Annotated in this window: 22 protein-coding genes; 9 read left to right on the top strand and 13 right to left on the bottom strand. The window is 67.6% G+C overall.

The annotated features are described in order from the left end of the window. Window positions 1–56 precede the first annotated feature (56 nt). From traA to B3E43_RS02420, 3 genes are all read left to right on the top strand, one after another. Window positions 57–2405 carry a Ti-type conjugative transfer relaxase TraA gene (traA, locus tag B3E43_RS02430; protein WP_292026301.1) on the top strand — a complete coding sequence of 783 codons (2349 nt, stop codon included), beginning with the start codon at window positions 57–59 and terminating at the stop codon, window positions 2403–2405. Between the two features lie 331 nt (window positions 2406–2736). Beyond that, window positions 2737–2943, top strand: coding sequence for a hypothetical protein (locus B3E43_RS02425; RefSeq protein WP_292026300.1), 207 nt, complete (start codon window positions 2737–2739; stop codon window positions 2941–2943). Further along, window positions 2940–3260, top strand: a complete 321-nt coding sequence (locus B3E43_RS02420) for a hypothetical protein (protein WP_292026299.1) — start codon at window positions 2940–2942, stop codon at window positions 3258–3260. The genes B3E43_RS02425 and B3E43_RS02420 overlap by 4 nt, the downstream gene beginning before the upstream one ends. A gap of 36 nt (window positions 3261–3296) precedes the next feature. On the opposite strand, the gene B3E43_RS02415 is transcribed toward B3E43_RS02420, so the two are convergent. The 4 genes from B3E43_RS02415 to B3E43_RS02400 all read right to left on the bottom strand — a co-directional run bounded on the left by B3E43_RS02415 (window position 3297) and on the right by B3E43_RS02400 (window position 6344). After that, complete coding sequence (locus B3E43_RS02415) at window positions 3297–4520, bottom strand: Fic family protein (RefSeq protein ID WP_292026298.1); 1224 nt, start codon at window positions 4518–4520, stop codon at window positions 3297–3299. Between the two features lie 280 nt (window positions 4521–4800). Further along, window positions 4801–5580 carry an arsenical resistance protein ArsH gene (arsH, locus tag B3E43_RS02410; RefSeq protein ID WP_292026297.1) on the bottom strand — a complete coding sequence of 260 codons (780 nt, stop codon included), beginning with the start codon at window positions 5578–5580 and terminating at the stop codon, window positions 4801–4803. After that, entirely contained in the window at window positions 5580–6002 is a 423-nt protein-coding gene (gene arsC, locus B3E43_RS02405; RefSeq protein WP_292026296.1) for an arsenate reductase (glutaredoxin), read from the bottom strand. Before arsC ends, arsH begins: the two co-directional genes overlap by 1 nt. Window positions 6003–6008: 6 nt before the next feature. Continuing rightward, the gene (locus B3E43_RS02400) at window positions 6009–6344 is read right to left on the bottom strand and encodes an ArsR/SmtB family transcription factor (RefSeq protein ID WP_292026295.1); all 336 of its coding nucleotides are present in this window, start codon (window positions 6342–6344) and stop codon (window positions 6009–6011) included. Between the two features lie 81 nt (window positions 6345–6425). Between B3E43_RS02400 and arsB the strand changes: the two genes are divergently transcribed. The 4 genes from arsB (at window position 6426) to hppD (ending at window position 12163) form a co-directional block, all read left to right on the top strand. Continuing rightward, complete coding sequence (gene arsB, locus B3E43_RS02395) at window positions 6426–7502, top strand: ACR3 family arsenite efflux transporter (RefSeq protein WP_292026294.1); 1077 nt, start codon at window positions 6426–6428, stop codon at window positions 7500–7502. A 56-nt stretch (window positions 7503–7558) separates the two neighbouring features. Continuing rightward, window positions 7559–8818, top strand: coding sequence for a multidrug effflux MFS transporter (locus tag B3E43_RS02390; protein WP_292026293.1), 1260 nt, complete (start codon window positions 7559–7561; stop codon window positions 8816–8818). Between the two features lie 94 nt (window positions 8819–8912). Beyond that, window positions 8913–10880 carry a M1 family metallopeptidase gene (locus tag B3E43_RS02385; RefSeq protein ID WP_292026292.1) on the top strand — a complete coding sequence of 656 codons (1968 nt, stop codon included), beginning with the start codon at window positions 8913–8915 and terminating at the stop codon, window positions 10878–10880. 179 nt (window positions 10881–11059) lie between these two features. Next, the gene (gene hppD, locus B3E43_RS02380; protein WP_292026291.1) at window positions 11060–12163 is read left to right on the top strand and encodes a 4-hydroxyphenylpyruvate dioxygenase; all 1104 of its coding nucleotides are present in this window, start codon (window positions 11060–11062) and stop codon (window positions 12161–12163) included. A 186-nt stretch (window positions 12164–12349) separates the two neighbouring features. Here the strand turns inward: hppD and B3E43_RS02375 are convergent, their stop codons facing one another. The 4 genes from B3E43_RS02375 to B3E43_RS02360 form a co-directional block, all read right to left on the bottom strand. Next, window positions 12350–12907 carry a hypothetical protein gene (locus B3E43_RS02375; RefSeq protein ID WP_292026290.1) on the bottom strand — a complete coding sequence of 186 codons (558 nt, stop codon included), beginning with the start codon at window positions 12905–12907 and terminating at the stop codon, window positions 12350–12352. Between the two features lie 116 nt (window positions 12908–13023). Then, window positions 13024–16308 carry an error-prone DNA polymerase gene (locus tag B3E43_RS02370; RefSeq protein ID WP_292026289.1) on the bottom strand — a complete coding sequence of 1095 codons (3285 nt, stop codon included), beginning with the start codon at window positions 16306–16308 and terminating at the stop codon, window positions 13024–13026. Continuing rightward, the gene (locus B3E43_RS02365) at window positions 16305–17915 is read right to left on the bottom strand and encodes a Y-family DNA polymerase (RefSeq protein WP_292026288.1); all 1611 of its coding nucleotides are present in this window, start codon (window positions 17913–17915) and stop codon (window positions 16305–16307) included. The genes B3E43_RS02370 and B3E43_RS02365 overlap by 4 nt, the downstream gene beginning before the upstream one ends. Continuing rightward, window positions 17821–18474 carry a hypothetical protein gene (locus tag B3E43_RS02360; RefSeq protein WP_292026287.1) on the bottom strand — a complete coding sequence of 218 codons (654 nt, stop codon included), beginning with the start codon at window positions 18472–18474 and terminating at the stop codon, window positions 17821–17823. The genes B3E43_RS02365 and B3E43_RS02360 overlap by 95 nt, the downstream gene beginning before the upstream one ends. Before the next feature lie 255 nt (window positions 18475–18729). On the opposite strand from B3E43_RS02360, the gene B3E43_RS02355 reads away from it, so the two are divergent. Beyond that, window positions 18730–19776, top strand: coding sequence for an N-acetyltransferase (locus tag B3E43_RS02355; RefSeq protein WP_292026286.1), 1047 nt, complete (start codon window positions 18730–18732; stop codon window positions 19774–19776). A 7-nt stretch (window positions 19777–19783) separates the two neighbouring features. Here the strand turns inward: B3E43_RS02355 and mscL are convergent, their stop codons facing one another. The 5 genes from mscL to aroA all read right to left on the bottom strand — a co-directional run bounded on the left by mscL (window position 19784) and on the right by aroA (window position 24563). Further along, window positions 19784–20203 carry a large-conductance mechanosensitive channel protein MscL gene (mscL, locus tag B3E43_RS02350; protein ID WP_292026285.1) on the bottom strand — a complete coding sequence of 140 codons (420 nt, stop codon included), beginning with the start codon at window positions 20201–20203 and terminating at the stop codon, window positions 19784–19786. Between the two features lie 4 nt (window positions 20204–20207). Continuing rightward, window positions 20208–20495, bottom strand: a complete 288-nt coding sequence (locus B3E43_RS02345) for an integration host factor subunit beta (RefSeq protein WP_292026284.1) — start codon at window positions 20493–20495, stop codon at window positions 20208–20210. Between the two features lie 244 nt (window positions 20496–20739). Further along, window positions 20740–22446 carry a 30S ribosomal protein S1 gene (gene rpsA, locus B3E43_RS02340; protein ID WP_292026283.1) on the bottom strand — a complete coding sequence of 569 codons (1707 nt, stop codon included), beginning with the start codon at window positions 22444–22446 and terminating at the stop codon, window positions 20740–20742. Window positions 22447–22590: 144 nt separating this feature from the next. Further along, window positions 22591–23250, bottom strand: a complete 660-nt coding sequence (cmk, locus tag B3E43_RS02335) for a (d)CMP kinase (protein WP_292026282.1) — start codon at window positions 23248–23250, stop codon at window positions 22591–22593. Beyond that, window positions 23247–24563, bottom strand: a complete 1317-nt coding sequence (gene aroA / locus B3E43_RS02330; RefSeq protein ID WP_292026386.1) for a 3-phosphoshikimate 1-carboxyvinyltransferase — start codon at window positions 24561–24563, stop codon at window positions 23247–23249. Before aroA ends, cmk begins: the two co-directional genes overlap by 4 nt. A 126-nt stretch (window positions 24564–24689) precedes the next feature. Between aroA and B3E43_RS02325 the strand changes: the two genes are divergently transcribed. Further along, on the top strand, window positions 24690–25148 hold the full coding sequence (locus B3E43_RS02325) for a TIGR02300 family protein (protein ID WP_292026281.1): 459 nt from the start codon (window positions 24690–24692) through the stop codon (window positions 25146–25148). Window positions 25149–25358: the final 210 nt, after the last annotated feature.

The following is a 25358-nucleotide window of genomic DNA, read 5'->3' as shown; positions in this document are numbered from 1 at the left end:
TTGGGAGTGCGCGCTTATACGTCGTGCCGACGTGCTGCTGGGGATGAGGAACGCCGATGGCGATCTATCACTTCTCTGCGAAAGTGATCTCTCGGGCCAACGGTTCGAGCGCCGTGGCGGCTGCCGCCTATCGATCCGCGTCTCGCCTTCATGACGAACGCTTGGATCGATCGCATGACTTCAGCAACAAGGCGGGCCTCATTCATTCCGAGATTCTCGCCCCAAAGCAAACTCCTGAGCGCTGGCAAGATCGAACCACGCTTTGGAATGAAGTCGAGGCTGGCGAGAAGCGAAAGGACGCGCAGCTCGCGAGGGAGGTGGAGTTTTCCATTCCACGTGAGATGAGCCGCAAAGACGGGATCGAACTGGCCAGATCCTTCGTGCAGAAGGAGTTCGTCGACCGGGGTATGGTGGCCGACCTCAACGTTCACTGGGATACCGCCAAGGACGGTTCGCCCAAACCCCACGCTCACGTGATGCTCACGATGCGCGAGGCGCGAGACCGAGGGTTCGGGGCAAAGGTCCGAGACTGGAACGGCGTGGAGCTTCTTACGCATTGGCGCGAAGCTTGGGCGGAGCACGCGAACGAACACCTTGCTCGACTGGATATCGACGCCCGGATCGATCACCGCTCGTTCGTGGAGCGAGGCATAGAACTGGAGCCCCAAGACAAGATCGGGCCAGCAGGTGCGCGGAGAGAGGACCGAGGCGAGGCGGCCGAACGCGCGGCAGATCACCGCGCGATCGCTCGCCGGAATGGCGAGCTGATCGCCGGCAACCCCCACATCGCGTTGGATGCCATCACCCATCAGCAATCGACTTTTACCCGCCATGACCTGGCTCGGTTTGCTCACCGACATTCAGACGGAAAGGAGCAGTTCGACAAGGTGATGAGCGCGATCTCGCTGTCGGCGGATTTGGTCGCCCTCGGCAAAGACGGACACGGTCGTGACCGGTTCACCAGCCGAGACATGTTGGCTGTCGAGCAGAAGCTGGAGCGGTCTGCCTCTCGAATGAGCGAGACCTTTAGCCACGAGCTCTCTGGTCAGCGCGTCGAGCAGGCGATCGAACAAGCGAAGGCGCGCGGTCTGAACATTTCAGGCGAACAGCGGGACGCGTTGGAGAGTGTTACTCGTGGCGGGGATCTTGCCTTGGTCGTGGGCTACGCCGGTAGCGGTAAGAGCGCCATGCTCGGTGCCGCCAAGCAAGCGTGGGAAGCCGAAGGCCTCCACGTTAGGGGTGCCGCCCTGTCTGGCATCGCCGCCGAAAATCTAGAGGGTGGTTCAGGCATTAAGTCCCGGACGTTGGCGAGCCTGGAGCATGCTTGGGTTCAGGGCCGAGAACACCTTACCTCCAATGATGTCTTGGTGATCGATGAAGCTGGTCTCGTCGGCTCGCGACAGATGCAGAGGATCGTAAGCCAAGCGGAGTCCGCCGGAGCGAAAGTCGTCATGGTTGGCGATCCGGAGCAGCTTCAGGCGATCGAAGCGGGTTCTGCGTTTCGGGCGCTCTCTGCGCGCCACGGCGCGGTCGAGATCACGGAGGTTCGCCGTCAGCACGCGGAGTGGCAGCGCCAGGCGACACGAGAGTTGGCGACCGGCCGCACCGAACAAGCAATCGATCGTTACAGCTCTGCCGGCTTCGTCCGTGATCATGCAACTCACGCTGATGCTCGGGTCGCTGTCGTGTCGGAATGGTCTCGGATCCGCGACAGGCATCCAGAAGCCAGCCAGATCATGCTGGCTTACACTCGACGTGATGTCGCGGAGTTGAACACCCTTGCGAGGGAAAGTCTGCGCAGGGCAGGGGCGCTCGGTAAGGACCGCCAGATCGTGACCACCCGAGGCGTAAAGCAGTTCGCCACGGGCGACCGCATCATATTCCTGCGGAACGATCGATCGATTGGAGTGAAGAACGGTTCTTTGGGCGAGGTCGAAGCGGCTGGCCCGAACAGTATGACCGTTCGACTGGACCGTGGAGCGAAAGTCTCCTTCGATCCGAAGTTCTATCCGGACGTTGACCACGGATACGCAGCCACGATCCACAAATCCCAGGGCGTCACAGTCGATAGCGCTCACGTCCTGGCGACCTCTCATATGGACAGGCAAGCCGCCAACGTGGCGATGACACGTCACCGGAGCGGTGTGTTCTTACACTACGGCCGCGACGCCTTCTCGACTCGCGGGCTGCTCACAGCATCCCTCGGACGAGACGGGGCAAAGGACGTCACGTTGGATTACCTGACGGACTTTGCTGAACGACACGGGGGCGTTGTCGATCGATCATTTGACGACAGGCAAGGCCGCTTCCTTAGCCGTGAGCCCAATGGCCTCAGTCCTAAACGGTCGCCCAAAACGGGCGAGCGAGCGCGCGACCTCGGCGATGATGGAGAACGAAGCCGCTGAAAGCATGGCTTCCTCGCGCCTGCGGAAATCTGGCCCGTCGATCGTTTCCCGATGACGACTGAGTGCGGAAATCTGCCCTGCACAACAGCCACGAAGACCAAGCGTAAGGTCACAGCACCTCAAGCTTTCGCAAGACCGTTACGGCTTCGGGGATGTACGTCTGGCACAGGCCAGCCCGCATTCAACCCAACTCGCTTCCTTCGCCTGCGGCTCCGTGCAGCTCCGTTCCCTGACGGGCGCTTCGCGGGGTTTGATCGCGGGCTTCACGGCCCGCGCCGGCCTCTCCCCATGAAGCCGCGGAATGGTCCGCGGCATCCAGAAGGAGACCGCCATGACCGCCCAATCTCTTCCTCTCGGCCGCAAGCCGACCCACCGCCTCTTCCGTGTCGTCGGCGACAGCGAAAACTCGATCTGGACCCCCATCGGTGCAGCTTGGCCGAACAAGGATGGCCAAGGCTTTAGCATCAACTGCGAAGCCATGCCGCTTTCGGGTCGCATCGTGATGCGCGCCATCACCGAAGGGTCGGTGGCGGGATGACCGCCGAGCGCAGCATCGAGGTTCACGCCCTGCATTGGCGGGGCGTGGACTTCGAGATCACCTTTGAGCGCGACTGGCTCAGCATCGTGCGGGTGCACGATCTGGCGGCGTCGCATCTTACCGTCACCACCCTCCAGCCGAAGCGCGCGCCTCTGCCGATCACTGAAACCGGCTACCGCTCGCAGTTCCTCCACGCCATCGATGTTGATGCGGCAGGCGGCCCTGTTGCCTATGTGGAGGCTTGGCTCCGCGCCATGGGGCAGTCCCGCGAATGGCTGGCCTACGAACAAAACAGCCGACAACTGTCGTTGTTCTAGCTTGACCTTCTCAGACTCCCGCTGATCGAAGCAGGGCTAGGCCTGCTCCGGAAATAGGCCGGGCATCCAGCGCCCGGCCAGGGCGGCGGGAAAGCCGAGGCGAAGCGGGGCGCGGCTGCTTTCGGCCAGCAGGACGCCGGACTTGGTCAGGGGCTCCAACAGACGCCGGCTGTGCCGGTCGGTCATGCCGCCCAGGATGCCCGACACCTCGCCGCGCGGGAGTTCACCGCGATAGAGGATGGCGCTGACGATGGCACCCACCTTGGGATTAAGGTTGCCCAATTTGGCTTCCTCCTCGATCCAGATCTCGATCCGTTTGCGAAGACGCTCGGGTTCGATGAGCCCTTCCATGAAGTCGACCTGGTCGATGCAAGTCTTCAGGAAGAACACGGTGAAGGATGCGAGGGCTGCGTGGCTGAGCGCGCCGCGCCCGTCGAGGTCGCCCCGGCGCGGCTGATCACAGCTGGCTAGGTGGGCCTTGTAGGCCTCGACGTTTCGCGCGAGCCCCCGGGAGACCGACCACACGGCGCCGGAGTCGACGGACTCAAGCAACAGGGCATGCGACATGAGCCGCCCGACGCGCCCGTTGCCGTCCATGAAGGGGTGAATCCACGCGAGCCGATGGTGAGCGGCGGCTGTGGCCACCGTCGTCTCGTTCGCGCCGAGGCGGGCATAGACGGCCTGGAACCGATCCATGAAGCGCGGCACCGCGCCCGGGCTTATGGCTCGGTGCCGGCCGACCTGAACGTCCAGTTCCCGATATTCACCCGGAACCACCGGCACGCGACGTCCGTCGGGATATTCCGCCCAGCGCAACTCTTCCGGCATGGCGGTATAGAAGCGGTCGTGGGTCTCCCGGATGCCTTCGATGGCGGCGGCACGGCCCCGCAGACCGCCTTCGTCGATCCAGCGCTGGACCTCGATGTGGGCCCTGGCTTCAAGCTGGAGGTCACGCTTTTCGGCGTCGGCGCTGTAGTCGTCGTTGAGCGCACGTTCGATATCGACCGGGTGGGTGTTATGGCCCTCGATCAGGTTGCTGTAATAGCAGTTCATCGCCCTGACGAGGGTCGCTAGGGACACGAAGATCGGGGCGGGAAGGCTGCGCTTGAAACCCGCTGACCGTTTTGCCAGTTCAAAAGCGAGTTCCGTCGCCTCCTCGCGCCCCTTGAACCCTTCCCCAAGTTGGGTAGGTTCCATGACGCTCACGGTCTCGCCATCGTCGCGAATCGCCTTTTTGTCCGGCTGAATGTCCGTTTCCATGTCCGGTTTCCTTAAGGCTAGAAATCCAGTCGTATCACCGATTTTCTGGATTATGAAGCCTAGGCAGGAGCCGCTTCGATGTCCGGATAAATGTCCGCTTGATGTTCGGTTTGCCGACCATATGGAGGTTGACCATCTCCCTAGCGCATTGGTTAGCACATAATTCTTTATGGTCCGATAAAAGCCTTCTGTTACTGATACTTAGTATAACCTGGATCTGACTCAAAATCCGGTTCCGAAAGGAGTGCCGGTTCGACCCCGGCCGCCCGCACCATCTATTTCAGGCCGGTCGCGCGGCGGCCCCCTGGATTGCGATGGCGGAAAGGTCCGTCCCCACATCGACCCTGTCGCCGGCGGATTTGCGTTCCGAATAGCGATCGACCAGCTGGACCGCGTGCGGGCGCAGCAGGACGGTGAACCGTACCAGTTCCTCCATCACATCGACGATCCGGTCGTAATAGCTGGACGGTTTCATCCGGCCGTCGTCGTCGAACTCGCCCCAGGCCTTGGCCACACTGGACTGGTTGGGGATGGTGAACATCCGCATCCATCGGCCGAGCAGGCGCAGGGTGTTAACCGCATTGAAGCTCTGCGAGCCGCCCGAGACCTGCATCACCGCCAGGGTCCGCCCCTGGGTGGGGCGTCGCCCGCCGAAGCTGAGCGGGAGGTGGTCGATCTGCAGCTTCATGATGCCGGAGACCTGGCCGTGCCGCTCCGGACTGCACCAGACCATGCCTTCGCTCCACATGGCGTGTTCGCGCAGCTCGTGGACGGCGGGGTGATCGTCGGCGGCGTGCAGATCGGTCAGCGGCAGGTCGCGCGGGTCGAAGATACGGGTTTCGCAGCCCATCAGCCGCAGCAGCCGCGCCGCCTCCTCCACACACAGGCGCGAGTACGACCGTTCCCTCAGCGAGCCGTAGAGCAGCAGGATGCGAGGCGGGGGATCGGTCGGGCCCAGGCCCCTTGCCGGGAAGCGACGGAGGTAGGCCGGGTCGAGCGCCGGTAAACGGTCGGGGTCCGGCAGGTCGCGCAGGCGCCCGCCGGCAGGGGCTTCGACCATCAGCGAACTCTCCGGCCTTCGGGGTCGATGACCACCTCGCCGTCTTCCTTGACGAAGGGCTTCAGCCCCTCATCCGGCAGCAGGTCGAGCACGGCCTCCGAGGGACGGCAGAGGCGCACGCCCCTCGGCGTGACGACGATCGGACGGTTGAGCAGGACGGGGTGGGCCTCGATCGCATCCAGCAGCCGGTCGTCGTCCAGTGTCGGATCATCCAGTCCCAGCTCGGCGAAGGGCGTGCCCTTTTCGCGCAGCAACGCCCGCAACGGCACGTCGGCGCGGGTCGCCAGGTCCCGGACCTCGGCGCGGCCGGGCGGGGTCTTCAGATATTCGATCACCCGCGGCTCGATCCCGACGTGCCGGATCAGGGCCAGGGTGTTGCGCGACGTCCCGCAGGCGGGATTGTGGTAGATGACGACGTCCATGGGGCCTCAGGCGCGACAGGGTGAGAGTTGGGCGATCAGGGGCTCGCAAAGGCCGGCGCGGCCCTGGCAGCAATCGTTCAGCAGGAACTGGACGAGGTCGCGCAGCCGGTCGAAATCGGCGCGATAGATGATCGAGCGGCTGCGCCGCTCGGCGGTGATCAGGCCCGCCCGCGACAGCACCCCGAGATGGGCGGACAGGGTGTTGGCGGGCACGGCCAGCCGGGCGGCGATATCGCCCGCGGCCAGCCCCTCGGGCTCATGGCGCACCAGCAGGCGGAAGGTCTCCAGCCGGGTGGTCTGCGCGAGCGCCGCAAGCGAGAGCATGGCGGTTTCTGATTCCATATTTCCAGTATAGTGGAATTAACTTGCGTCTCAAGGGCGGGCCTGCTTTTCGTCGGCGCGGACCACGAGGAAAGCCCCGCCATGCCGGCCTTCGAACGCTATCTGTCGCTCTGGGTCGCCCTGGCGATCCTCGCCGGACTCGTCCTGGGTCAGATTGCGCCGGGAATCGTCGGCTATCTCGCAGGGCTGGAATACGGCTCGGTCAATTTCGTCGTCGCCGTCCTGATCTGGTTCATGGTCTATCCGATGATGGTGGCGGTGGACTTCTCCAGCCTCGCCCGGGTGCACCAGAGACCCAAGGGGATGATCATCACCCTGGCGGTGAACTGGCTGATCAAGCCCTTCACCATGGCCGCCCTCGGCGTGCTGTTCTTCGAATGGGTCTTCGCCCCCTTCATCGAGCCGGGCACGGCCGGTCAATATATCGCCGGCCTGATCCTGCTGGGCGCGGCGCCCTGCACGGCCATGGTCTTCGTCTGGTCGCAGATGACCCGGGGCGACCCGAACTACACCCTGGCCCAGGTGTCGCTGAACGACGCCATCATGGTCTTCGCCTATGCGCCGATCGTGGCCCTGCTGCTGGGGGTCACCGACATCACCGTGCCGTGGGAGACGCTGGTCCTGTCGGTGGCCCTTTATGTCGTGATCCCGCTGGCGGCGGGCGCCATGACGCGGATGCTGATGACCCGACGGGCCGCCAGCGCCGAGGTGGCGGAGGCGGCGGTGGGCGCGTTCACGTCCCGGATCAAGCCCTTGTCCATCTTCGGCCTGCTGGCGACCGTGGTGCTGCTGTTCGGCTTCCAGGGCGAGGTGATCCTGTCGCGCCCGCTCGTCATCGGGATGATCGCCATCCCGCTGCTGATCCAGTCCTACGGCATCTTCGCCGCCGCCTACTGGGCCGCGAAGGCGTGGCGCGTGCCGCACAATATCGCCGCGCCCTGCGCCATGATCGGCACCTCGAACTTCTTCGAACTGGCCGTCGCCGTGGCCATCGGCCTGTTCGGCCTGAGCTCGATCGCGGCCCTGGTCACCGTGGTCGGGGTGCTGGTCGAGGTGCCGGTAATGCTGTCGCTGGTGTGGTTCGCCAACCGCACCAGCCACTGGTTTCCGGCGGAGGAGACCCCGGTCGGCGCGGCCGGAAAAAACCAGCGGGACTGAGGCCCATTCCGCCCCGGCGCGGTTGCGTCCCGGGCCGGTCGCCCCATCTGCCCCCGATGACCTCCCCCGCCGCCGCCGTCGACAAGCCTGCGTTCAAGGGGCCGGGATTCCCCGAGTTCGTGGCCCTGATCGCCATGATGATGGCGCTGAACGCCCTGGCCATCGACTCCATGCTGCCCGCCCTGCCGGCCATCGGCGACGCGCTGGGCGTGACCTCGGAGAACAGCCGGCAGTGGGTCATCACCGCCTATCTGCTCGGCTTCGGCGTGACCCAGATCATCTACGGTCCGCTGGCCGACCGGTTCGGCCGCAAGCCGGTTCTGATGGTCGGCCTGGCCCTCTATGTCCTGTTCAGCGTGCTCGCGGCCTTCTCGCCGACGTTCGAACTGCTGATCGCCGCGCGGGTCGGCACAGGGATCGGCGCCGCCGCCCTGCGCGTGCTGGCCGTGTCGATCGTCCGCGACCGCTATTCCGGGCGGACCATGGCCCGGGTCATGTCGCTGAGCTTCCTGGTCTTCCTCGGCGTGCCCATCCTGGCCCCGGCGCTGGGCCAGCTGATCCTGACCGTGGCGCCCTGGCCCTGGGTGTTCGGCGTGCTCGCCGTCGGCGGCGCCGCCTTCGCGATCTGGGCCGCCATCCGCCTGCCCGAGACGCTCCATCCCGAAAACAGAATGCCGATCCAGGTCGGCCGCATCGCCTCGGCCTTCCGCGAGGCCCTGAGCAACCGGCAGTCGATGGGCTATACCCTGGCCATTACCGCCATCTCGGGGGCCCTGTTCGGCTTCATCAACTCCAGCCAGCAGATCTTCTTCGACGTCTTCCACGAGCCGCAGCTGTTCACGGTCGTGTTCGGCGCGGTCGCCGGCGGCATCGCCGTGGCGTCGCTGCTGAACGCGCGGCTGGTGGAGAAGCTGGGATCACGGCTGATCTCGCACACGGCCCTGCTGGGCTTCATCACCTTCTCGGCCATCCATGCGGCGGTGGCGATCACCGGGCATGAGACAATCTGGACCTTCGCGGTACTTCAGGCCCTGACCATGTTCTGCTTCGGTTTCATCGCCGGCAATTTCGGCGCGATGGCGATGGAGCCGATGGGCCATATCGCCGGCACGGCGTCTTCGGCCCAGGGGTTCATCTCCACGACCTTCGGGGCCTCGCTGGGTTTCCTGATCGGTCAGCAGTTCAACGGCTCGGCCGCCCCCATGACCATCGGCTTCGTCGCCCTGGGTCTGGCGGCGCTGGCAAGCGTCCTGTTCGCCGAGCGCGGACGGCTGTTCAAGGCGCGCAACCGGCCCCCGGTTTTGGCGCCCTCTTGATCTTTTTGCCCTGCCGGGGCGTTGTCCCGGCGGGAAACAAACCCGGCCGGACCGACCGCACAAGGTCGGCGGGGCCTTTGGTCAAGGACGCTCAATGATCCGCAAGCTTGGAATGGTCTCCACAATCGCGCTCGCCGCGGCCCTGGGCGGTTGCGCCATGATGCCGGGCTTTGGTTCGGGCTTCGGCCCGGGGTCGGACATGCCGCCGGTCGCGGCCCCGGCGACGGCGCCGATCCAGTATGTGCGCGACGTCCATTCCCATGCGCGACCCGAGATCGCCCGGGTCAAACACATCGCCCTCGACCTGACCACCGACTTCGCGACCGGCACCCTGTCGGGCACGGCGGCGCTGGACATCACGGCCGAGTCGGGCGCGACCGAGATCATTCTCGACGTCCGCAACCTCGACATCCAGGAGGTGCGGGACGCGTCGGGCGCTCCGCTGCAGTTCCGGACCGGCGCTGAATCCCCGCACATGGGCCAGCCGCTGACCATCCGCTTCCCGGCCTTCGCCGCCGGCGAACAGCGCCGGATCATCATCCGCTACGCCACCCGGCCAGACGCCGCCGCCCTGCAATGGCTGACCCCGGCCCAGACCGCCGGCGGCCAACAGCCCTATATGTTCAGCCAGGGCCAGGCGATCCTGACCCGGACCTGGATACCCACCCAGGACAGCCCCGGCATCCGCCAGACCTGGGACGCCCGCATCACCGCGCCGTCCACCCTGAAGGTGGTGATGAGCGCCGAGGGCCTGACCACCAGCGGCGAGGCCGCCGGGCCCGGCATGACGGCCTGGCGGTTCCGCATGACCAATCCGGTGCCGCCCTATCTGATCGCCATCGGCGTCGGCGACGTCGCCTTCCAGGCCATCGACGAGCGCACCGGGGTCTGGACCGAGCCCTCGATGCTGGCCGCCGCCCATGCCGAAATGGTCCCGACTGCCGAGATGGTCGATGAGGCCGAGGCGCTCTACGGCCCCTATCTCTGGGGTCGCTACGATCTGCTGATCCTGCCGCCCAGCTTCCCGTTCGGCGGCATGGAAAACCCGCGCCTGACCTTCGCCACCCCGACCATCATCGCCGGCGACCAGTCGCTGGTCTCACTGGTGGCGCACGAGCTGGCGCACAGCTGGTCGGGCAACCTCGTCACCAACGCCACCTGGGACGACTTCTGGCTCAACGAGGGCTTCACCGTCTATTTCGAGAACCGGATCATGGAGGCGGTCTATGGGCCGGAGCGCGCCCTGATGCTGCGCTCGCTCGGCTGGGGCGATCTCCAGTCCACCTTGGCCGACCTGCCCGCCGCCGACACCCGACTGAAGCTCGACCTGGCCGGGCGCGACCCCGACGAGGGCCTGACCGACGTCGCCTATGAGAAGGGCGCGGCCTTCCTGAACACGATCGAACGCATCGTCGGCCGGGAGCGGTTCGACGCCTGGCTGAAGGGCTATTTCGAGCGCAACGCCTTCCGGCCTATGACCACCGAGATGTTCCTCGAGGACATCCGCACCCATCTGGTCACGACCCGCGCCCTGGAAGACCAGCTGATGATGGACGCCTGGATTTATCAGCCGGGCATGCCGTCGAACTGGGTCCCGCCGGTGTCGGGCGCCTTTGCGCCGGTCGACGAAGCGGCCCGGTCGTTCCACGCTGGCGGTCCGGCCTCGGCCATCGCATGGTCCGGCTGGTCGACCCAGGAGCGCCAGCGCTTCCTGGCCTGGCGGCCCGAGGGCCGCGCCGCGGGTTCCGACTGGCTGACCCCGGCCCAGCTGGCGGATCTGGAGGCGACACTGAAGCTGCGCGAGGAGGGCAATGCCGAGGTCGTCTTCGCCTGGCTGCAGATCGCGGTCCAGCACCGCTACCAGCCGGCCGTGCCGACGCTGGAGCGATTCCTGACCACCATGGGCCGGCGCAAATTCGTCCTGCCGCTGTTCACCAGCCTGTGGGCCGAGAGCGACTGGGGCCGGGCCATCGCCACCCCCCTCTACGCCCGCGCTCGCCCCGGCTATCACCCGGTGACGACCAATTCGGTCGATGCCGTGGTGGGACGGCCCGCCGCCTGAGGCTGCCGCCGGTCGGTTCATCACGAAGGACACTTCGTGCCCTTTGTGATGAACCCACGCCTCTCCGACCTGCTCCCCTCTCTGTGACTTCCCCCAGCCTTGGCTTCCGCCCTTCAGGCCACTAGGTTCCGCCCGACAAACGGCGGCCAACGCCGACACGCGCTTTCAGGAGACGCCCCATGCACGACGCGCCCCAAACCGACGCGGCCGCCCGCCTCGACAAGGAAAACCCGCTCGGCGTCGACGGCTTCGAGTTCGTGGAGTTCACCGGTCCGGATCCCGCGGCCATGGTCGCCCGGCTGGAGCTGATGGGTTTCACCGCCACCCATGTGAACCCGGCCAATGACGTCGTGCGCCTGAAGCAGGGCGACATCACCCTGCTGGTCCACCGCTCGCCCAAGGGTCAGGCCGCCGACTTCGCGGCCGAGCACGGCCCCTCGGCCAACGGCATGGCCTTCCGCGTCCGTGATGCGAAATCGGCCTTCGAGGGCGCGGTGTCGCGCGGCGCCAAGCCGGCCGAAGGGCACGACGGCGGTGCCCTGGCCGGCGGCTATGCCTATGTGCTGCAGGGCATCGGCGGCTCGCTGCTCTACATCATCGACGCCTATGGCGAGGCCGGCTCCCTCTATGAGGGCTGGGACGAGATCGAGGGCTGGGAGGAGTCCGAGCGCAAGAATTCGGTCGGCCTGTTCAGTCTCGACCACCTGACCCACAACGTCCGGCGCGGCCAGATGCGGACCTGGTCCGGCTTCTACGGCGACGTCTTCGCCTTCGAGGAGCAGAAATATTTCAACATCAAGGGCAAGGCGACCGGCCTGCTGTCCCAGGCCATGATCGCGCCCGACCGCGCCATCCGCATCCCCCTGAACGAGAGCCAGGACGACAGCTCCCAGATCGAGGAATTCCTCCGCCGCTACAACGGCGAGGGCATCCAGCACATCGCCCTGGCCACCGACAACATCTTCGAGACGGTCGAGGAGCTGAAGCGTCGCGGCATCCCCTTCCAGGATACGATCGAGACCTATTTCGACCTGATCGACAAACGTCTGCCGGGCCACGGCGAGGACGTGGCCCGCATGCGGCTGAACCGCATCCTGATCGACGGCTCGGACGAGGACGGCCTGCTGCTGCAGATCTTCACCCAGGACACCTTCGGTCCGATCTTCTTCGAGATCATCCAGCGCAAGGGCAACCAGGCGTTCGGCGAGGGCAATTTCCAGGCCCTGTTCGACTCCATCGAGCTGGACCAGATCCGGCGCGGCGTCATCAAGGTGGATGCCTAAGCCGCCGTCATGGCTCCCTTACCTCGGCCCGCTGCTCGCGGCCGGGGTCGGGGCGGCGGTCGGCGAGTACGGCCTCGGCGGGGGGTTCTGGACAGTGCTGATCGCGGCGCTGGTCGGCGGGTTCGCGCCGATCGTGGGGTACCGCGTGTGGAAGTGGCGGTTTCAGCGGCGGGGGTAGGGCTGGCTTCAGGATGCGGGGGTCGGCGTCAACGGCCCCCAGCACGCCAGTAGCGCCGATACCGCGTCATGCCCCCAACGACTGTAGTCGTTGCCTCCGGCCACCTCCACCGAGGCATAGGAACCGTCATCGGTCTCGGACGCGAACGCCAGACGGGTCGAGAAGCCGTCCTTCCTTGTCGGCGACATCGGCAGGGCCGCGCCGGGCTCGCCGCCATGAGCGACGGATGGCATCGGCCGGACCCGTATCGGCGGCAAGGTCGCGAAAGACAGCGCGATCGTTCGCAACGCGGGACAGGCGTCGGAGTGGATGGTTTCAGCGCCTCTTTCGGAAGTTCGCGTCGCCGTCCACGAGCGGCTTTCCAGCTCCGCCCCGGTTCGCGCGTAAACGGGTAGTCCCGCTTCGATGACGATCGAATAAGCGATTGTGTGCGGTCGGTCTTCGGCGACCGATATGGTCACCAACCGGTCGGAAAATATCTGGCGATCCTGCGCGCCCGCAATGACTGGCGCGCTCACCAGCACCGCGAGGAAGCCTAGTCGGACGAAGCTGCGGCAGGCCATCATCGGCTCCTCTTCGGGCCGGGCACGATGCCATCAACGGAGTGTGGTTGCCACTTCCCACGGGAGGCGATGGAACGCCTTGTCATCGCGGCGTCCGGGATGACAAGAACCGGGTTCCCTCAGTGAAAATCCCGCGACCCCGGCAGCACCTGCACATCCCGCGGATGGCGTCCCCGCGCCGGCGCGTGGCCTGAGCCCGGCGCGGCGTCCGGGGTCAGCTGGCCCAGCATCGGGGTCCAGTCCTCCAGATGGTCGACGACCAGATGGGTCACGCCCTCGGCGGTCTGGACCTTGCCCCGCGCCAGCACCATGCGGGCACCCATCGCCACAGGCCGGAACCGCTCGAACACATCGGGCCAGAGGACCAGATTGGCCACGCCGGTCTCGTCCTCGAGGGTCATGAAACAGACGCCCTTGGCCGTGCCGGGCCGCTGGCGGACCAGCACCACCCCGCCGACCACGACGCGCCGGCCGTTCGCCAGCCCCGGATAGGCCTTCGCCGTCAGAGCCCCCACGCCCGTCAGCCGGTCACGCAGGAAGGCGACCGGATGGCCCTTCAGCGACAGGCGGATGGTCTGGTAGTCGCCGACCACCTCCTCCGACGCGGCCAGAAGTGGCAGGGCCTCGGGCGGACGGCCGTCGGCCTCGTTCAGCCCCATGGCCTCGAACAGGGGCGCGGACGACGCCGGGGCCGACCCCCTGGCCGCCCACACCCCCTGCCGACGGGTCAGGTCGAGCGAGCCGTATGCGTCCGCCTCGGCCAGCCGGTCCAGCGCCGGGGGCGTCAGGGCGGCGCGGCGGCGCAGGTCGTCGAGATCGGCGAACGGCCCGTCGGCGCGGGCTTCCATGATCGCCTCGGCCCAGACCGACTTGAACCCGTCGATCGACCGCATCCCCAGCCGCAGCGCCCGCCGCCGCCGGCGCGGGCGCGGCTCCAGGGTGGCGTCCCAGTCGCTGGCGTTGACATCGGGGTGCCGCACCTCGACGCCATGTTCGCGCGCGTCGCGGACGATCTGGGCCGGGGCATAGAAGCCCATCGGCTGGCTGTTCAGCAGACAGGCCGCGAAGACATCGGGATACAGCCACTTCACCCAGGCCGAGACATAGACCAGATGGGCGAAGGAACAGGCGTGGCTCTCGGGGAAGCCGTATTCGCCGAAGCCCTTGATCTGGTTGAAACAGTTCTGCGCGAAATCGGCGTCATAGCCGCGCGCGATCATCCGCCCGACCATCTTCTCCTCGAAATTGCCGATCGTGTCGTTGTGCCGGAAGGTGGCCATGGCCCGGCGCAGGCCGTTGGCCTCCTCGCCGGTGAACTCGGCCGCGACCATGGCGATCTTCATCGCCTGTTCCTGGAACAGGGGCACGCCCAGGGTCTTGCGCAGCACATTGGCCAGTTCGTCCGGATCGGCGGCCGAGCCCGGCATGGAGAAGTGGTAGCTGCCCGCGCCGTGCCGCGCCTCATGGGTCCGCCGCTCCAGCCGCCGCTGCAGATAGGGGTGCACCATCTTCCCCTGGATCGGACCGGGCCGGACGATGGCGACCTGGACCACCAGATCGTAGAACTCCACCGGCCGCAGCCGCGGCAGCATCGACATCTGCGCCCGGCTCTCGACCTGGAAGACCCCGACCGAATCCGCTTGGCACAGCATGCGATAGACCCCGCGCCGTTCGACCGGCACGGCCGCGGTGTCGGGCAGGGGCCGGCCGTAGGTGGTCTCGATCATCCGGAACGCCCGCTTCATCGCCGTCAGCATGCCCAGCGCCAGCACATCGACCTTCATCAACTTGAGGAAGTCGATGTCGTCCTTGTCCCATTCGATGAAGGTCCGGTCGGCCATGGCCGCATTGCCGATGGGCACGATCTCGATCAGCGGCGTCTGGCTGAGCACAAAGCCGCCGACGTGCTGGCTCAGATGGCGGGGGAATTTGATCAGCTCAGCGGTCAGTTCGAGGGCCAGTTTCATCCGCACGTCGTCACGGCTCAGCCCGGCCCGGTCGACGTGCTCGTCCTTCACCTCCGAGCCCCATGACCCCCAGACCGTGTCGGCCATCCGGGCGGTGACGTCCTCGGTCAGCCCCAGGGCCTTGCCCACGTCGCGGATCGCCGAGCGCGGCCGGTAGTGGATGATGGTCGCCACAATCCCCGTCCGGTCGCGGCCGTAGCGCTGATAGACGTACTGCATCACCTGCTCGCGCCGCTCGTGCTCGAAATCGACGTCGATGTCGGGCGGCTCGGACCGGTTCGAGGAGATGAACCGCTCGATCAGCACCTCCTGCCGGGTGGGATCGACATTGGTGATCCCCAGACAGAAACAGATCACCGAATTGGCCGCCGAGCCGCGCCCCTGGCACAGGATCGGATCGGGCCGGGCGCGGGCCCAGGCGACGATGTCGTTCACGGTCAGGAAATAGGGGGCGTATTTCAGCTCCCGAACCAGCCGGAGCTCCTTCAGGATGATCGCCCGGATCGCCTTCGGGACGCCGCCGGGCCAGCGCGACCGCGCGCCCTTGAGCGTCAGCCGGGCCAGCCAGCCCTGGGCGGAATAGCCCGGCGGGACCGGTTCGTCCGGGTACTGATAGCTTAGCTCCCTGAGCGAGAAGGTGCAGGCCCGCGCCACCGCCATGGTCCGCGCCAGCGCCGCCTCATGCCCCCGGAACAGCCGCGCCATCTGCGCCGGCGGCTTCAGATGCCGTTCGGCATTGGCCTGCAGCCGCCGTCCGGCCCTGTCGATCGTCGTGCCCTCGCGGATGCAGGTCAGGACGTCCTGCAGCGTCCGTCGGTCGGGGTGGTGGTACAGCACGGCGTTGGTGGCGATCATCGGCGCCCCCGTGCGATGCGCCATCGCCGCCAGCCGGTTCAGCCGCTTGCGGTCGTCGCCCCGCCACAGCGGTGCCGCCGCCAGATACAGGTCGTCGGGCCAGCGCCTTCGCCAGGCCGCCAGCCGCGCCTCGAACGCCCCATCGGGCTGCTCTGGCGCCGGGGCGAGCGCGATCATGCCTTCGCCCATGGCTACGGCCTGTTCGAAGGTCAGCCGCGTCTCGGCCTTTTCAATACGGTCGGCCTCGGGATCGGCGCCCGCCTGCGGCACCGCCTCGCTCTTGCCCAGCGACAGCAACCGGCACAGCCGGCCATAGGCAGCCCGGTTGCGCGGAAAGACGATCAGCTCCGTCCCGTCGGTGAAGCCCAGCCGCGACCCGACGACCAGCGGGAGGTCAACGTCCTCCGCCCCCATCAGCGCCCGCACCATGCCCGCCAGCGTATTGCGGTCCGCCACCCCGACGGCGGCCAGCCCCAGCGATTTCGCCTGCATCATCAGCTCGCCGGGATGCGACGCCCCCTCCAGAAAGCTGAAATTGGTCATGGCCCCGAGCTCGGCATACTGGCCGTCCCAGCCGGTCACGGCAGCACCCCGTGCATCCACCACGACGGCGCCCGCTCCTCCGCCGCGCCGGAAAACTCGCGGCCATAAAGCCCTTCCCGGAACAGCCAGTAGCGCCCGCCCGCGTCATCCTCGACGCGATAGTAGTCGCGCGTGCGCACCTGCCGGTCGTCCGGCCGGGGCCGCCACCATTCGGGCGACAGCCGTTCGGGCCCGTCGGCGCGGGTCACCCGCCGCGACAGCCTGCGCCAGGTGAAGCGGGCCGGGGCGCCGTCGGGCAGTTCGGCGATGGCCTCCACCGGCTCCGGCGGATCAAGCAGCAGGATGGGGCGGCGTCCCGCATCGCCGTTCGCCGCCGCCGGCGACCGCCCCAACGCCGGCCGCCACCGCTCGGCCCGCTCCGGAATCCAGCTGTCCACCGGCTCGGGCGTCAGCACCCGGTCCTCGCCCAGCCGCGCCGTCAGCCGGTCGATCAGGGCGGCCAGGCTCTCGGCCTGTTTCGCTTCCGCCTCGCTCTCCAGCGCGCCCTGCCGCGGTGTCATGAGCTCGACGGCGTCGGCGGTCAGCATCAGGGCGTCGAGGCCGAAGCCCAGTTCGAGCCGCCCCAGCCCCGCCTCGCGGAACAGGCGCAGCCAGATGGCCGCGTCCCGCCCCGGCCGGCCCATGCGCACGGACAAATGCGTCGTCCCGCCGTCGGACCGGAAGCCGGTCAGGGTCAGGGCCTTCGCCCCCTGCCCGTCGCGCACCAGCGGCGCGGACAGGTCGGCGGCCAGTTCCGCCAGCCGCGCCGCCACGCCCTCGATATCCTCGACCGGCTCCATCCAGGTCCGCCACGCCCGGTATTTCGGCGGCGGCCGCACCGGCGTCAGGGCCTCGCCCGCGAACCCCAGGGCCTGATCCAGCCGCTGGACCAGCCCCACGCCCGCCCCGTCGCGGAACCGCCGCGCCAGCCCCGCCCGCGGCATGGGATAGAGGTCGCCGATCCGCTTCAGCCCGAACCGCCGCGCCTGCGCCAGCGTGTGCGCGTCAATCCGCAGGGCCTCGACCGGCAGGGGCGCCAGTCGGTCCCGGACGGTGTCCTCGTCCGCGATCGCCCCCTCGCCCCCCGCCTCGCCCCAGCGGGCCAGCGCCCAGGCTGCGCCGGGCGTCGAGGCCAGGGCGGTGCGGGCCGGTATCCCGGCCTCCGCCAGCCGGTCGCGGATCTGGGCCAGCAGGGCCTTTTCGCCACCGAACAGGTGGGCGGCGCCCGTGACGTCGAGGAACAGACCCTCCAGCCCCTCGCCTGCCGGATCGAGGCTGACCGACGGCGACCAACGCTCGGCCCAGACGGCCAGCGCCGTCAGGGCGCGGGCGTCGGCCTCGGGGTCGGCGGGCTTGCAGATCAGTTGCGGGATCATGGCCCGGGCGTCGGCCTGGGTCTGACCCCGGCGCAGGCCGGCCCGGCGCGCGGCCGGATTGAGGGCGTGCAGGATCGCCGCGCCCCGGCTGTTCTTCAGGATCAGGGCGAACGGGTTCTGCGGATCAAGGGCGGGGTCAGGCGGCGAGGCCGGACGGCGCGCCCGCGTGGCCGATCGCCGCCAGACCGTCACCGGCCAGTCGATCAGCCAGACGGAGACGATGCGTCTCATCATCCTGCTCCAGCATCCAGGCGCCGGGCCGCTCGCCCCGGCCGCGAACCAGTTCGGCGATCAGCCGCGCCGGACCGGGGGCCCGGGGATCGTCGGGGTCCGTCGCGCTTTCGAAGGTCGAGATGCGCCAGCGCCGCCGCGCCGCGCTAAGTCCGTCCAGTCGACGGGGCAGGATCAGCCCCACCGCCTCGCCCTGTTTCGCCGCGAAATCCAGCCGCCGCGTCTGGGCCAAGCTCGCCCCGTCCACCGCCCCCAGCGCCAGGGCCACGGCCCCCGACCGCAGGGCCTGTTCCAGGGTCCACAGCGCCTCGGCCGCCGTCGTGGTCGGGGCCAGGATCAGCGGAACGCCCGCCGCACCCGGTCCGTACGGCCGTCCATACTCCGCGAACCAAACCCGCGGCGCGGTCACCAGAACCGGCCGCCGGTCGTCCCCGATCCGCCGCGACAGGGCGAACAGTAGCAGGGCCGCCATGTCGCGGGGCTCTGCCGCGCACGCCTCTTCCAGCGGCGCGGGCCGCTCGGGATAGACGTCTGACGAGAGCGCGCGAGCAGGGGTCATGGAGGTCCGGAGATCAGATTGTTCACTCTTTGTTCCAAATCGCCCGTGAGTCAAACCGGAATCAGGGGGTGACGTCTTCGTGTCTGAATGGCCCGACTGCTGCTGTGTCAGGCTTCATGGGGCGGGGTTCGCCTCACAATGAGACATCCGCCTGCCATGCCCAGCCGTCCAACTACCGAAACGGACTTTCCCGCTCTCCAGGCGTTGCACCGCCATGTGGGTTGGCCCCAGAGGTCGTTGGACGGGTGGCGATGGATGCACGCCAATCCGGCGCGCATCAGCGCGGGCGCGCCCGCGGGCTGGGTCGTCGACGGTCCGGACGGCCAGCCGGCCGGACATGTCGGCAATCTGGTCCAGCGATTCTGGCTGAACGATCAGTCGCTGCATGGCGCGACGGGCTTCTCGATCATCGTGACCCCGCCGGTTCGCGGGGCCAGCACGCAATTGCTCGGCGACTTCGCCCGCCAGCCGGGCATGTTCGCCGCCTACGTCTTCAACGCCAATCCAAGGTCCCAACCCCTGTACGTCCGCCACGGCATGAGCCCCTGGCCCGAGCCGACCCATGCGCTGAAACTGAGCTGGATCATAAATCCGCTGACGCTGGCCGGCGGCCGGTTTTACCGGGCCGCCTACCGGCTGGCGCCCGACATCGTGTCCCGCTGGGGCGAACGGCTGCTGAACCGCCGCCTGTCGGCGAAGCCCCGCCTGGACTTGCCGCAGGGCGTGACGGTGCTCAGCGATTTCCGGGATCAATCGAGGTATGCCGCATTCTGGGCGGCCCTGCGCGCCGAAGGCCGGCTGCTGGCCGACCGCAGCCCCGAGATTCTCCGCTGGCGGTTGGCCGACCCCGACCTGACCGATCCGCCGCTGGTGCTCGCCTTCAACCGGGGGGCCGGAATCACCGGCTACGCCATGGCCATGATGGCCAAGTCCAACATTCTCGAGCCACCGGTTCTGGAAATCCTCGATCTCGAGGCGCTCGCCGACGACGTCACGGCCATTCCCGCCCTGATGGACGCCCTGAAGGACAGCGCCCGCCGGATGGGCGCCGCCAAGCTGCGTATCCAGATGGTCAGCCCGCATCTGCTGGAACGGCTGGGCGACCACGCCCGGGGCACGCGGCGCGAGGGCGGCTGGGGGCATTGCCATGTGCGGTTCGCGCCCGGCGGTCCTGATCCGGCCCTGTGGTCGCCGACCCCCTACGACGGCGACTACGCCATGTGTCTGAGACCCGTGCCCGCCAGGGCCGACGCGGCCGTTCGCGCACCCGCAGAGCAACAGATGGCGACTTCCGCAGCGTGAGGGGGGTCTAGCCCTTCGGCCGGGCCCTCAGTTCGTCGCGGATCTCGGCCAGCAGGGCCTCGGTCGCGGTCGGCGCCGCCGGAGCCTCCGGCTCGGCCGCCTTCTCGCGGCGCATCTTGTTGATCGCCTTGACCATCAGAAAGATGACGAAGGCGACAATGACGAACTGAATCAGGGTGTTGATGAAGGCGCCGTACTGGATGGCCACTTCCTCGATGGCCACGGTCGCCGGATCCTCGGGCGACAGCACCCATTTCAGGTTGGAGAAATCGACGCGGCCGAGCAGCAGGCCGATCGGCGGCATGACCACCTGTTCAACCAGGCTGGTGACGATCTTTCCAAACGACGCGCCGATGATGACGCCAACCGCCAGATCGATAACGTTGCCGCGCGAAATGAAGTCCTTGAACTCGGCGATCATTCCCATGGCGTCAGGCGTCCCCGGCGTTCAGCCGCTCGCGCAGCTCCTTGCCGCTCTTGAAGAAGGGCACCGCCTTGGCGGGCACGTCGACGGTTTCGCCGGTCCGCGGATTGCGCCCGGCCCGCGCCGGGCGGCCCCGTACGGAAAAGGCGCCGAAGCCGCGAAGCTCGACGCGACCGCCGTCACCCAGCGAATCCACCATTCGCCCAAGGACGATATTGACCACCCGCTCGACCTCGGCATGGGTCAGGTGGGTGTTCTCGGCTGCGAGCTTCTCGATCAGCTCTGACTTGATCATATGGTCAGGCCCCCGCCCTGTTTCGTGCGTTCCGGACGCATACGGGCGCATCCGAACGCAGGATGCAACCCCACCCTAGCCTTCACCTGTCGGGGGAAAAAGGCCTCGTGACGTATTCACCACGGAAATGTCGGTTAACGGACGCGAACGCGGTGCGTACCGTCAATGTGGTACGGCCCCGGACAACGAAAAAGGCGGCCGGATCGCTCCGGCCGCCTGATCGTTCTCACGATGACGAAGGAGACTATTCCTTCGACGCCGCCTTCTCACGCATGGCCGCGCCCAGGATGTCGCCCAGCGAAGCGCCCGAGTCGGACGAACCGAACTGTTCGATGGCCGAGGCCTCGTCCTTCATTTCCAGGGCCTTGATCGACACCGAGACGCGGCGCGAGGCCTTGTCGATGCCGGTGACCATGGCGTCGACGCGGTCGCCGACCGAATAGCGCTCGGTGCGCTGCTCGGCGCGATCGCGCGACAGGTCGGACTTGCGGATAAAGGCGGTCGCCGGGGCGTCGTCTTCACCGAATTTGACCTCGATGCCGCCGGTCTCGATCGACGTCACGGTGACGGTGATCTGCTGGCCCTTCTTGAAGACATCGCCTTCCATCGGATCGCCGCCCAGCTGCTTGATGCCGAGCGAGACGCGTTCCTTCTCGACGTCGACGTCCAGCACCTTGGCCTTGACGGTCTCGCCCTTGCGATAGCGCTGGATGGCTTCCTCGCCGGAGACGTTCCAGTCCAGGTCGGACAGGTGCACCATGCCGTCGATGTCGTTGTCCAGGCCGATGAACAGGCCGAACTCGGTGGCGTTCTTGACCTCGCCCTCGACGGTCGAGCCGATCGGGTTGGCGGCCACGAAGGCGTCCCACGGATTGTCCTGGGCCTGCTTGAGGCCCAGCGAGATGCGGCGCTTGGAGGCGTCGACATCCAGCACGACCACATCGACTTCCTGCGAGGTCGAGACGATCTTGCCCGGGTGGACGTTCTTCTTGGTCCAGGACATTTCCGAGACGTGCACCAGGCCTTCAACGCCGGCTTCCAGCTCAACAAACGCGCCGTAGTCGGTGATGTTGGTGATGCGGCCGGTCATCTTGGCGCCGACCGGGTATTTGGCTTCGACGCCGTCCCACGGATCGGTCTGCAGCTGCTTCATGCCCAGGCTGATGCGCTGGGTGTCCGGGTTGATCTTGACGATCTGGACCTTGACGGTGTCGCCGACGGCGAGGACCTGCGAGGGGTGCGAGACGCGCTTCCACGACATGTCGGTGACGTGCAGCAGGCCGTCGATGCCGCCCAAGTCCACGAACGCGCCGTAGTCGGTGATGTTCTTGACCACGCCTTCGCGGACTTCGCCTTCCAGCAGTTGGCCGACCAGTTCGGTGCGCTGTTCGGCGCGGGCTTCTTCCAGGATGGCGCGACGCGAGACGACGATATTGCCGCGCGGACGGTCCATTTTCAGGATGGCGAAGGGCTGTTCCTTGCCCATCAGCGGGCCGACGTCGCGCACGGGACGGATGTCAACCTGCGAGCCCGGCAGGAAGGCCGAGGCGCCGCCGAGGTCGACGGTGAAACCGCCCTTGACGCGGCCAACGATGGCGCCGTTGACCGGGTGGCCTTCGGCGAACACGACTTCCAGACGGGTCCAGGCTTCTTCGCGGCGGGCCTTGTCACGGCTGATGACGGCTTCACCCAGGGCGTTCTCGACGCGCTCGAGGTAGACTTCGACATTGTCGCCGAGCTTCGGAATGACGGCGCCTTCGCCGATGCCGAACTCGCGGGCCGGGATGCGGCCTTCGGTCTTCAGACCGACGTCGATGATCAGGATGTCCTTTTCGATGCCGACGACGCGGCCGTGAACGACCTGGCCTTCGCCGAGGTCACGGCCCTGAAGGGTTTCGTCGAGCAGCGCGGCGAAATCGTCGCGCGAGGGGGAGAAGCTGGTGTCAGTCATGCAGTGGTTGGGTTTCTAACGGCTATGGCGCGCGGCCGGACGGCCCCGCGCGAGGTGAGTGTGAAAGGGTAATCAGGTCGTCAGGATGCGAGGCGAATGAGCCAGGGCGCCCGCGGAAGCCGAGGATGACGCGCTGGATTTGCCTTAGGGCCCCTGAAGACCGTGCCGGACACGCGCCGCCTCGACGATACGGCGGGCCGCATCGAAGGCGGTCTCTATATCCATATCGGTCGTATCCAGCAAGACGGCGTCTTGCGCCTGCACCATGGGGGCCGCGCCCCGGCCGGCGTCCCGTTCGTCGCGGCGCATGATGTCGGCCAGCATGTCTTCATAGGCGATGGCGTCGCCGCGGCCCGTCAGCTGTTTCCAGCGGCGCAGGGCGCGAACCTCGGGCGTCGCTGTGATGAACAGCTTGGCCGGGGCGTCCGGCGCGATGACCGTGCCGATGTCGCGCCCGTCCAGCACCGCCCCGCCCCGCTGGGCCGCAAAGGCGCGCTGGAACTCCAGCAGAGCGGCCCGCACGCCCGGATAGCCCGCCACCCGGCTGGCGGCCTCGCCGGCCTCGCCACTGGTCAGCCGGTCGGCGTCGTGCAGGTTCTCGGCCTTCAGGGCGCGGGCGACAGCCACGGCCGCGGCCTCGTCGTCCAGTGAACCGCCCGCGTCGAGCACGCCGACGCCAACGGCGCGGTACAGCAGTCCGGTGTCGAGGTGCGGCAGCCCATAGAGCGCGGCCAGTCGCGCGGCGACGGTGCCCTTGCCCGAGGCGGCGGGGCCGTCGACGGCGATGATGAGGGCTACAGTCATTCGGATGCCGCGATATCCGCACCCAGACCGGACATCAACTCCACAAAGCCCGGAAAGCTCGTCGCGATCATCGCCGGCTCGTCCACCGTCACCGCCTGATCCGCCGCCAACCCAAGCACCAGATGGCTCATGGCGATGCGGTGGTCGCCATGGGTGGTCACCGTCGCCCCGCCGCGCACCGGCCCTCCGAAGACGGTGAAACCCTCGGCCTCCTCCTCGACCCGGACGCCGCAGGCGGTCAGGCCCGCCGCCATCAGGGCGATGCGGTCGCTTTCCTTGACCCGCATCTCGCCGACGCCGCGCATCACCGTCGCCCCGTCGGCGAAGGCGGCGGTCGCGGCGAGCACCGGATACTCGTCGATCATCGAGGCGGCCCGCTCCGGCGGCACGATCACGCCCTTCAGCTTCGAATGCCGCGCGGTGACGTCGCCGACCTCCTCGCCCCCGGCCATGCGGCGGTTCGAGACGGTCAGGTCGGCCCCCATCTCGCGCCATGTCTCGAACAGGCCCGTGCGCAGCGGGTTCAGCATCACCCCCTCGACCGTGACCTCAGACCCGGGAACGATCAGCCCCGCCGCCAGCGGAAAGGCCGCCGAGGACGGGTCGCCGGGAACGGCCACGGCGGTTCCGGTCAGGCACTGACCGCCCTGAAGGCTGACGCGCCTGCCATCGCCGACCGGCAGGACGCCGACTTCGACGCCGAAGGCCGTCAGCATCCGCTCGGTATGATCCCGGCTGGGCTCGGCCTCGGTCACCGTGGTGACGCCCCCGGCGTTGAGCCCGGCCAGCAGGATCGCCGACTTGATCTGGGCCGAGGCGACCGTCTGGACATAGTCGATGGCGGTCAGGCCGCCGCCGATGACCGCGACCGGCAAACGGTCCTCCATGGTCTGCCAGTCGAACCGCGCGCCCATCCCGGCCAGCGGCCCCGTCACCCGCTTCATCGGCCGTTTGCGCAAGCTCGCGTCGCCATCAAACGTCGTGGTGACGGCGTAGCCCGCCGCCGCCCCCATCAGCAGCCGCACGCCGGTCCCGGCATTACCGCAGTCGATGACGCCCGCCGGTTGCCGGAAACCGCCCTGTCCCGTCACCCGGCAGCGCCCTTCACCCTGCCGCTCGACCGTCGCGCCGAAGGCCTCGACTGCCCGCGCCGTGGCCAGGATGTCGTCGCCTTCAAGCAGGCCCTCGATCTCGGTGACGCCGGTCGCCATGGCCCCCAGGATCAGGGCGCGGTGGGAGATCGACTTGTCGCCCGGCGCCCGCACCCGGCCGGACAGCGGGGGGCTGCGGCGGGCGGTCAGATGGGCGGGAATCGACACCCGGCGGTCTCCGGAAAGGCTCTGCAGGGGCGGACGCGCGGAGATGGCTTTTGACAGCGGCGTCAGGGGGTGGCAAGGGAGCCGCCCCATTTCCCCACTCCCGCCAAAGGTCTTTCCACCGTGGCCAAACCCGAACTGGGCCAGAAGCAGGTCTGCCCGAACTGCCAGGCCAAATTCTACGACCTGGGCCGTCGCCCCGCCCACTGCCCCAAATGCTCGACCGACTTCGATCCGGAGGAGGCGCTGAAGCTGCGCAACCGCCGCGGCCGTCCGGCCGGCTACCCGGCCGACGACGCTGATGAAGATCAGGTCAAGGACAAGAAGGTCGACGGCGACGAGGACGAGGAAGAAGAAGCGGTCGCAACGCCCGAAATCGATCAGGAAGGCCACGAGCCCATCCTGACGCCGGACGACGACGACGACGCCCCCGTCGATCCGACCGAAGAGCCCGGCATGGGCGAGGCGGTCGAGGACGACGACGTCCTGGCTGATGATGACGACGATTCCGTCCCCTTCATCGAGGACGAGGACGACGATGGCTTCGAGGACGAAATCCTCACGCCCAAGGAAGACGAATAGGGCATTTTCCAACCTCCGCCGGGCGGCTTTTCAGCGGTTCGGCGGGGGCGAAAATAAATGGCGGATACGGGCTTGATCGCGATCAGGCCCTGACATAGGTTCCGCCGCCTCGCAGCAGGGCCTCCCGGCCCCCAAGCGATCCGACCGAAAGGCCGACAGGCCTGACGATTGGGGCTTTAGCTCAGCTGGTAGAGCGCTTGCATGGCATGC

Origin of the sequence: Brevundimonas sp. UBA2416, assembly GCF_002343105.1 — a bacterium.
Classification (GTDB): domain Bacteria; phylum Pseudomonadota; class Alphaproteobacteria; order Caulobacterales; family Caulobacteraceae; genus Brevundimonas.
Note: the sequence above shows the minus strand (reverse complement) of the source record. Positions and strands in the feature narration are given on the sequence as shown.